This is a genomic window from Acinetobacter sp. YH12138 (genome assembly GCF_015218525.1).
Taxonomy (GTDB): Bacteria; Pseudomonadota; Gammaproteobacteria; order Pseudomonadales; family Moraxellaceae; genus Acinetobacter; species Acinetobacter amyesii.
On the sequence record NZ_CP048674.1, the window covers coordinates 1 to 9,029 of the forward strand.

General features: G+C 32.9%; 10 protein-coding genes. 4 read left to right on the top strand and 6 right to left on the bottom strand.

Annotated elements, in window-relative coordinates:
- Window positions 1–104 precede the first annotated feature (104 nt).
- The gene (locus G0029_RS17895; protein ID WP_180110323.1) at window positions 105–395 is read right to left on the bottom strand and encodes a hypothetical protein; all 291 of its coding nucleotides are present in this window, start codon (window positions 393–395) and stop codon (window positions 105–107) included.
- Window positions 396–1,615: 1,220 nt separating this feature from the next.
- Here G0029_RS17895 and G0029_RS17900 point away from each other — a divergent pair.
- Window positions 1,616–2,794, top strand: a complete 1,179-nt coding sequence (locus G0029_RS17900; protein ID WP_180108335.1) for a Fic family protein — start codon at window positions 1,616–1,618, stop codon at window positions 2,792–2,794.
- A 38-nt stretch (window positions 2,795–2,832) separates the two neighbouring features.
- Here the strand turns inward: G0029_RS17900 and G0029_RS18610 are convergent, their stop codons facing one another.
- The 3 genes from G0029_RS18610 to G0029_RS18390 all read right to left on the bottom strand — a co-directional run bounded on the left by G0029_RS18610 (window position 2,833) and on the right by G0029_RS18390 (window position 3,930).
- Window positions 2,833–3,195 carry a 4-fold beta flower protein gene (locus G0029_RS18610; protein ID WP_180108334.1) on the bottom strand — a complete coding sequence of 121 codons (363 nt, stop codon included), beginning with the start codon at window positions 3,193–3,195 and terminating at the stop codon, window positions 2,833–2,835.
- Window positions 3,196–3,197: 2 nt separating this feature from the next.
- Window positions 3,198–3,467 (bottom strand): protein L, encoded by a 270-nt coding sequence (locus G0029_RS17910; protein ID WP_180108333.1) that lies wholly within the window; start codon window positions 3,465–3,467, stop codon window positions 3,198–3,200.
- A gap of 310 nt (window positions 3,468–3,777) precedes the next feature.
- Window positions 3,778–3,930, bottom strand: coding sequence for a hypothetical protein (locus G0029_RS18390; protein WP_180110319.1), 153 nt, complete (start codon window positions 3,928–3,930; stop codon window positions 3,778–3,780).
- 327 nt (window positions 3,931–4,257) lie between these two features.
- On the opposite strand from G0029_RS18390, the gene G0029_RS17915 reads away from it, so the two are divergent.
- Genes G0029_RS17915 through G0029_RS17920 form a run of 3 tightly spaced genes read left to right on the top strand, consistent with a single transcriptional unit; the run spans window position 4,258 to window position 6,116 of the window.
- Window positions 4,258–5,649 (top strand): hypothetical protein, encoded by a 1,392-nt coding sequence (locus tag G0029_RS17915; protein WP_163146732.1) that lies wholly within the window; start codon window positions 4,258–4,260, stop codon window positions 5,647–5,649.
- An 8-nt stretch (window positions 5,650–5,657) separates the two neighbouring features.
- Window positions 5,658–5,744, top strand: coding sequence for a hypothetical protein (locus G0029_RS18615; RefSeq protein ID WP_373685919.1), 87 nt, complete (start codon window positions 5,658–5,660; stop codon window positions 5,742–5,744).
- Window positions 5,745–5,804: 60 nt separating this feature from the next.
- Window positions 5,805–6,116 (top strand): 3-hydroxybutyryl-CoA dehydrogenase, encoded by a 312-nt coding sequence (locus G0029_RS17920; protein ID WP_180110320.1) that lies wholly within the window; start codon window positions 5,805–5,807, stop codon window positions 6,114–6,116.
- A 227-nt stretch (window positions 6,117–6,343) separates the two neighbouring features.
- On the opposite strand, the gene G0029_RS17925 is transcribed toward G0029_RS17920, so the two are convergent.
- Entirely contained in the window at window positions 6,344–6,874 is a 531-nt protein-coding gene (locus G0029_RS17925; protein ID WP_180110321.1) for a plasmid replication DNA-binding protein, read from the bottom strand.
- 78 nt (window positions 6,875–6,952) lie between these two features.
- Window positions 6,953–7,882, bottom strand: a complete 930-nt coding sequence (repM, locus tag G0029_RS17930) for a replication initiation protein RepM (RefSeq protein WP_180110322.1) — start codon at window positions 7,880–7,882, stop codon at window positions 6,953–6,955.
- Window positions 7,883–9,029 lie beyond the last annotated feature (1,147 nt).

Sequence of the window (9,029 nt, forward strand, 5' to 3'; positions counted from 1 at the left end):
AAAAAATCTTTCTCGCTCTGGAAAAAAAACTTTATATTTTTGATCTAATTAACTGAAATATAATTAAATATTTTATTATTTTGTTTTTTATCATTGGGTGAAATTTAGATTGTTTGGTGCTCTCTTTGCAATTCTTTTGAGTGGTAATCTATTTTTTCTTTAAGTTGCTGTTCATTTAGTTGATAGAGGTTTAAATCCTCTTCTACTAGAGATCCTGTTAAGCCATCTTTGATGCGACCTGAAGAGCGCAAAGCGATACGTAGTCTGATGCCATGCTCTGCAAGTGAACGCAGTTCATCAATAGTGACTTGATCGAAGATCCCTAGCCCAGAAGCTTTAATGCCTAAGTTCTCTAATAGAAAGTCATCTACAGGTTGTTGGGATTTTTTAGTCATGACTAATTTTTCCTCTTCATTGTCTAATTTTAATCATAATATCATTAGAAGACATTAGGGGTTTTTAGCGTTTTCTTTTTGCTAAGGTAAATAGGAAATTCTTACTAAAATAGCTGTTTTTTTTTATAGATATTTAGATTTTATTGTCTTGTGGAATACAATAAAACTGATATAAAAATGGAATAAGAATATTCAGCTTAAGTCATTTAAAAATATGAACAAATTTGATCCTTTTTCGAAAATCCATTTCCTCGAAATTTTATTTAAAATTCCTTGGAAGGATATATCTGCATTATTTACTTTGACTGTAATAGCTGCCTTATGTGACTTAATTTATTCATTTTTTACAGATAAAACTTATGACTTTGATCTACTGAATGATGTTTTTTCTACTTTAGTGAATACCAATTCCTTTTTATTGTGGGTCTTTTTCATCGCATTTGCATTGCACATAACATTTAGCATAGTAGCTAATTACAAAATTCATCATGGAAAAGAAATAGGACTAAAAAGAAAATTTTTAGTAAATACCTTTGAATATACGGGTTTTTTTATTTTAGAAGTCTTTTATTTAATAGGTACATTTTGCTTTGCTACCTGTTTATTAGCGCTACTTATTCTTGATTTTAGCTCTTTGCTTACGTTCACGGGTTTTACTGTCTTTTTTTTGATAATTGCAATATTCGGACACTATATCTATTTGAGCGTCAAAGTACGGCATATATAGGTGAATTTTGGGTGTGATTTAACTTCGCATAAGAGATTTTATGTTAAATAGCATTACATTTAGAAATAAAAAGAAGAGGCTCTAGAGCCTCTTCTTTTTATTAATTTGTATTTTTTAGAATAGGAACCATCCGTATCACTAAAACAATTAGTAGTGAGGAGGCGAAGATCCCCATCATTTCCCAATAGTTCTGGGGAGCTCCAATTGATGTTAAATAAGTTCCTAAAACAACAATAAATGTTGTAAAAATTAAGCGTAAGTCTTTATTCATCAAAGATCTCAGATTACTTATTAATCACATATATAACTCAATATTTTAGAAAAGTGAATATTAATCATGCACAAATAATTATAATTAACTATATTTCGGCAAAAATTACGGCAATATTTTTTTATATATTTTGTATATCGTTGATTTTTAAAAATAAAAAAAAATATATATTTCGGCAAATATATATTACAATTTAGCGGTTTTTTATATAGGTGGTTTGAAATGAACATTACACCGATTGCACATACATACCCTGCAGAGCTAGAAGAGAAATTATTAGAAATAGCAAGGCTAGATGCTCAATTAGATGCGACAGTACCGGTAACAATTCGAGAAGCTGTTGAGGATTTATTACGAGTAGTTAATTCCTATTACAGCAATAAAATTGAAGGTAACCCAACAAAACCTAGTGACTTACTTGATCTAAATGATGATTCTATTGAGAAAAAATCTAAAGGTCTTTTAGAGATTAAGCGTCATATTGAAGTTCAATTAAAACTTAACTTTAAAGATAATGATCCCGAAGAAGTGACATCTCAAGATTTTATTAGAAAAATTCATGAGGCTTTTTATGACCAATGTGATTCTGAGGAATTAGAAGTTCCGAATCATGATGGATCTGTTATCCATCGAATTGAACCTGGTGATTATCGAACTATAGATGTAATCGTTGGAAATCATCGTCCACCTAAAGCGGAAGAAGTTCCTGCATATATGTCATGGTTTTCTAGCGAATATAAAATAAAATATTTACATGGACTAAGAAAATATTGGGCGATGGCTGCATCTCACCATCGTTTAGCATGGATTCATCCATTTTTAGATGGAAATGGTCGAGTATCTAGATTATTTACTGATTGTTTTATGCGAGCTATCGGCCTTAAAAGTTATGGTCTATGGTCTATGTCCCGTGGATTTGCTAGGTCTAGTGAACTTTATTATAAGCATCTTGCTATTGCCGACAGAGCTAGACAAGGTGATAGTGATGGTAGAGGAATTTTATCTGATAATGGTTTAGTAAGTTTTACTGAATACTTCATAGATGTTGCGATTGATCAAATGACTTATTTCACAAACTTATTAGAGCCTTATAAGCTTGAAGAACGAATTAATGTATATTTTCAATTGCGTTTTAGTGGTGGATTATTTGATCCTAAGACAAAAAAACCGTTGAAAAAGCTACCGTTAGAGGCAAAAGATATTTATAAGACTCTCTTATATTATGGGCCTCATACTCGAAAAGAACTTCAAGAAAGATTACAAATAAGTGAAAGAAAGTTAAGAGATATTATCTCTGAAATGGTGAAAGAACAGTTGATATTGGCTCCACCTAAAAGACAGCTACATGTTTTATTGTCTCCGAGAGCAGTTCAAGTTTTATTTCCATATTTATTTGAATAATGAAAAGCCCAGAATTTTCTGGGCTTTTTAAATTTTATTTATTGGTTTATCCACTCATTAAAACTTAAATCAGACCATCCACCTAAAGGTGTTAATGGACGTAGAGGCCGTAATGGGCGCAGTGGTCTTAATGGACGTAGAGGCCGTAATGGGCGCAATGGTCTTAATGGACGTAGAGGCCGTAATGTTCCAACAGGAGAGTGCCCTTGGAGCCACCCTATAGGCTTACCATTAGTATCTAAAAGGCTCCCCTGATAAAGGGATCCAAGCCAATCTAGATTTTCTGAAGAAAAACAGTTACCAGAGCTTAAAAAAGCTACCCATTCAATATCTTCATCGAAGAAATTTGTACCATCAAACCAACCTACTAGATCACAATTAAAATCAAATATCGGAGTCATATTTACTTACTTACTCCAAAATTATCGCCATTAGTATCAGTACGTACGATCAATTTCCACAAAACCTTGCCTTGTGCTGATGTATGTTGGTGCTTATTTTGAGGCGGAAAAGGATCATCTTTATTACTGGTAATTTCCTTATTACAACCTTGGCATTTATAGATACCTGAGACGGGTACTATATCGCCTATAGTATAAGAATCGGTCCAATGTCTTTTTGAATGATCTACTTGTTGTAGACTTTTTTCAGTGGTGCTCGTATATGCAGCCATGTTTGCCCTCATTAATTATTAGAAAGTCTTTTTAAAAATAATACTAATCTTTCATTAAAATGGGGTTAAAGGTTTGGAATTCAATGGAAAGTTATTTTAAGATAGGAAATATTTTTGAAATTTCAAACAACGCTAGAAGTTAAGATCTTCTAAAATTAACATAATAGAGGTTATACGAAATGCTTTTTAAATATCCTTGTTTTTCATATAGTTAAAAAATTTCATCCCCCTAAAAAACCACAAAAAACCGACTTGGAAACAAGTCGGTTTCTTTTTGAGCTATTTTGATACTTCTTGCCAATAGAATTGATTAATTTTTAATCAAAATGTCATTTTTCTCTGCGTTATCAAGCCAGCGCTGGCTTAAATTATCCCCAATTTCTGCGGACAACTCTTGGGATAAAAATCCACCAATTTTGTACGCCTGAGCGCACATGAATTTAGGGATTTTGCGGATATTCATAACCCCTTGTATTCAATATCATGAAGTCATAAGAGAACAGGACGTTCCGCAGAATAAAAATAAATAATTGCACAAGGATCGGCGGCACGACAGGAGTTATGCCAAGCGAACCAATACGAAAAAGCCCGACAGGATGTCGGGCTTTTTTATTTAAATCAAACTATGGGACAGTAGTATCTTAAGATGCTAACTTCAATTAATTCTTACTAAGTTGGGTTTATTTAAAAACATTGAATATGTTTTAAATAATAAAAAATCTTAGCTTATTGTCATACTTTAATATTGATTAGAAATATCCATGTTTTATGATTTTTTAGGCACTTAATAATGAAACTCGAATTAAATTTTCCAGATGATTTTCCTAGACAATTAATAGATATGCTTCATGGACTGCACCCACGACTCCCTAAAGGCTATCCAGCAGAATTTATTTCTTTGGATAAAGCTATAGGTAGGAGAGTTGCAGAAAATGTTATCGCTTTAAATGATTACCCGGCTAAAAATTTATCAAAATTTGCCGGCTGGGGAATAAATTCGCATATGACTCAAAATATCAAAGTAAATCACTTTTTAAAAATTAATAACATGTATTTTTGGGATGCAGAGCTTTATAGATCCAAAGATATATATCAAATTGATTACAAAGAAGATTCTATTATTAGGCTTCCTAAAAATATCGAACTACCTTCTGAAATAGATGCTGTTATTCAAGAAGATGATAGTAGGTTAGATCTTGAAGATCCCTTTTCCTATAAGGTTCTTTCACCAATAGAAAAATTTGAAGGTGTGATAAAACAAGGAAGCATTATTCAACAAGATGAGTGTTTGGTTCAAAAAGATGAAAAAATTAATGCTGAAAAAGTAATCGTGTTATCGAGAGCTGGTTTAAGAGAAATTGAGGTATATAAAAAACCTAAAATCATTATAGTTAGTATGTATAACTATGATAATGAAGAAAAAATTAGTGAAGAATGTATTTATGTTCAAAATATTTTGCAGCAATGGGGTTACGATGATGTTGGAGTCAAAATCTTAAAACCAATTAGATTAGAGCATGCTTTTAAAAGTGAAATTGAACAAAAAAATCCTATTATTAATCCCGCTTTAACATCTTCACAAGAGCAGTTTACTGATGAATTTCGAGTATTGGCAGCAGAGTACGATTTAATTTTAGTTTGCAGCGCTAGTTCTTCAAGTGGTGGTATTTTAACTTTACCTAAACTTGCTACTTTTGATCAATCGTCAACTAATAGTCCAATCAACATGCTCACGTTAAATGAGGAAAAATTTAAAGTTTTTAGAAGTGATCATCGTTCACATCCAATCAATAAAATGGAAAAAATATTAGATACCCAAGGTCATTATAGAGGTTTAAAAACTCACACTATTGAAGACAAAGCAACTATCGTGAACCTCCTAGGAGATGTTGATGATATTGCGATGACGATGAATGTCGGAGTGAGATATATTTTAAATAGAACTGACCCTAATTTTATAAAAAATAATTTTCACAGAGGATTCATTAAAAATTATGAAACTACCGATAAAATGCAATTATTATTTGGAAATTATACACAGGATGACTCTGGAAAATTCTTGATTGATATTGCTGAAGACACGGGAAATCATAAGTTAAATAAATTCACGTACTCTAATTGTATTGTAGTCATTCCAAGCCAAGCTGATGTTTCAGAAGTCTTCTTTATAAAACTTTATTAAGAATAAAGATGAAACTAAAAGGACTAAGCCCTGTAGCATACAGAACTCAGTCCTTTCGTATAATCGCCATTATGTTAAATGGGGGGAAGAATTGAATTGATTTTAATATCCATAGAAATCTTTTAGTATTCATTTTTAAAATGAAATTTCCCATTATGAAAAAACCAATAATTTTCTCAATATTGTTACTAACTAGTTCCTTTTCATATGCTGAGGAAAATGAACAATGTGATGGAATTGCATATGCAGCAGACACATTAATGACTTTTCATCAAATGGGTTCAGACGTAGAAAAAGCTAAAAGTATTTATAGCACCCTCTTCAAAGAGGAAGGTGAAATTTTCAATCAGATAGTAGATGAAGCAAAGAAATCAGCTGTCTATACCAAAGAGGAAGACGCAGAGAAAGCCGTGGAAGACTTTAAAAATAAATGGAAAAACTATTGTATAGAAAACAATATAAAGTGATTCGCAATTGAATTGATTATCTGCATAGTGATTCTAAAGATTTCCTAAAATTAACATAATACGCGTTATACGAAATGCGCTCATGAAATTGAATTAAATCAAGACATTGAGATCCACTAAAAAGCCCAGTTTGAACAAACTGGGCTTTTTAGTGGATCATTCACGCAATATGCTGATTTATTCAGCAATTTGAGGTTCATTTCATTAGCCAGCATAAACAATGCCCCCTACCCATTCGGCAGGAAAAACCGGCTTAACCACCCTCTTTTGGGCTGCTCTGGTTCAACGTGTTCCGGCACGGGAATACGTTTATTTTCCGTCTGCTCCGGAGTAGTCAATCCGTCATGTTTAGCTTCTGCTGTGTCCGGTTCGGGATCTGTTTTGGCCATGGTTGATTGCACCGGTTCTTGATCGGTAAACGTAGTCATATTAGGTTTTGGGGCTTCTAATAGGCGTTGCATCGTTTCAATTTGGTTTTGATAGAAAGATTCCCGATCTTTTGCATCATCAAGCTGATTTTTCAGCATGTCTATCTGCTGTCTAAGCAGTAAAACTTCTGCCGAATTTGGACTGTCTATTTTTACAGGTTCTTTTACATCTTGTTTTTTAACTGGTTCCCCAAAAACGCGTATGGCTTCTGCTAGATCAATCTTATTATCAGAATTTTTACTTAAAATTCCTTTCTTTATGTTGTTGTAAATTGTTTGTCTATTGATGTTGTACAGCTTGGAAAGTTCAAGAACTGTAAGGGTTTTCATACTGTAAACCTATGCCTAAACTTGTAAAAAATTATTGTCTATTAGACTGTCAAATAGACAAATGAGCAAGTTTAAATTTTAGGCACATTGAAAGCCAGTTTTTTGCAGATAAGGGAGTAACTCTTCAAATTTTTTAGGGTCTTGAAGCATTTCGGCAATGCGGATAGCAAATTGTTGAAAGCTCTCTGAACCTTCTGAATAGTGTCCCATTTCAGGTAACTCAGAAAGTTTATTGGCAAATAAGTAGCGTTGTTTATCGCTCAATTTTGAGAATAAATCAGTTGGGTTTTGCTCTTTAACTACCTTGGTAGAAGAAGCTTTCTTTTGTTTAAGGGTAAAAGAAAAACCTGAAATAGTACGTCCTTTTTTATGCTGCTCATATTTAGCAGTTATATCTGTTAGCTCATTAACTTGGTTGAGTGCGAAATCTAAAACGTATGTTTTAAAGTTACTCATAGTTTTATATTGTTGAGTTTCTACCCCTAGTTGCTGTCTAAAAATGGAGAGATCAAAAATAGGAGTTTTACCTACAGATCGCCATTGGATTAATAGTTCATATAGCCGGATAGCATAAGAGCTTGTTAATCTCGAAACTTGTTGTAGTTCATATTTAGTAAAGTTTTCTTCTAGTCTTGTTATTAGCGGAACAATGTCTTGTGTAAACCTTAAGAAAACGATTCCAGATTGGGGTTCATATCCAATTTTATCTACCCAACGACAATGAAAGCTACGATCCTTGCCTGTTTTAGGATTGATGTCATGATAAGTCACATAGCGATCAAATAAACTTCTAGAAGCATCTCTAAGTACGGTGTAAGCAGTGTGCTTTTCAACATTAAAAGTATTTATATAACTACTAGCATGTACTTCTAAAAGGCTATTTTCAGTTATTCCATGTCCTGTTTCTCGAGCTTCAGCAATTGCTAATAAGATCAGTCTTTGTTCAACTGTGTCTAGAGTATAGCTGGCTTGAATTAAAGCATTATCCTTTACGATTAATTCACTCATTTCTAATAATAAATTTATAATTAAACTAGGTCATACAATAGACTATTTTAATTGGCTTGTAAATTAACCTAGCTTTAAGGGTCGATAAACCTAGTTTTAAGGTCGATAAACCTAGCTTTAAGGGTCGATAAACCTAGCTTTAAGGGTCGATAAACCTAGCTTTAAGGGTCGATAAACCTAGCTTTATAGTCGTTGAAATCCCTGTAAACAAAGAGATTCAGCTTACTTAAAAGCATTTAAAAACTTAAAAATAATTAAAAGCCTTTCAAATGAAAAATTGCCCTATGTTTTCGCTACGCTCAAACTCTATTGAATCTCGCTTTCGCTCGATTCGAGGGGCAATTTTTTAGCTAATCTCGTTTTGACTTTAAGAAAAATCAAAAGCAACTCGGAATTCGCTTCGCTCATAAGTTTTTTTATGCGAGCTTCGCTCGAACGAGCAGCCAATCTTGATTGTTCGCACCCATTCGGGATGCTCTGAAATAAAAGTGATTAATGGATAGGGAGCCTGTAATCAAAGAAAAAGCAGCGCGAAATTTTAATTAGGCTTAATCACTCGTAGACACTCGTTCGGTTTTTTTCAATATAAGTCTAATATGGAAAACTGCTTTATAAAAATTGTCATTCGTTTTAGAGCCTAGTTGCATTTCTCATTCTAAATAGGCCTATTTTGCATTTATTGGGCTTTTTAACCTTGTTTACAGAGAAATTCCCGCTTTTTTGAAGAAATGCGCTTCAGTGCGATTCTAGGCAGTTTTATAGCTATGTAGAAAATCCCTTGATTCTGATTTCAATGATAGCCTTGATTTAGGATTTTTCATTTCTGGTCAGCAGATCGGAATGCACGCTTCCGCGTTTCTCCCAGAGAAACTGAAATTACATACTTTGATTGACTGAATTTACTTCTGTTTTTCTTTAGTCACGACTAAGAAAAATGGCAGTAAAAAGGGGCGGATTTTTCTAGGGCAGGATAGGCGACAGCCGTTAAAAATACTGTTTTGTGACACATAATTAGAAAAAATCTTTCTCGCTAGATTTGAGAAATACGATAAGTTGCACTAAAAACTGCTTAAAAAAGCTCTGAAAAATGGCTGAAATAGGTGTTTTTTCTATATTTTGAGCACATATTTATGATTATAAAATACAG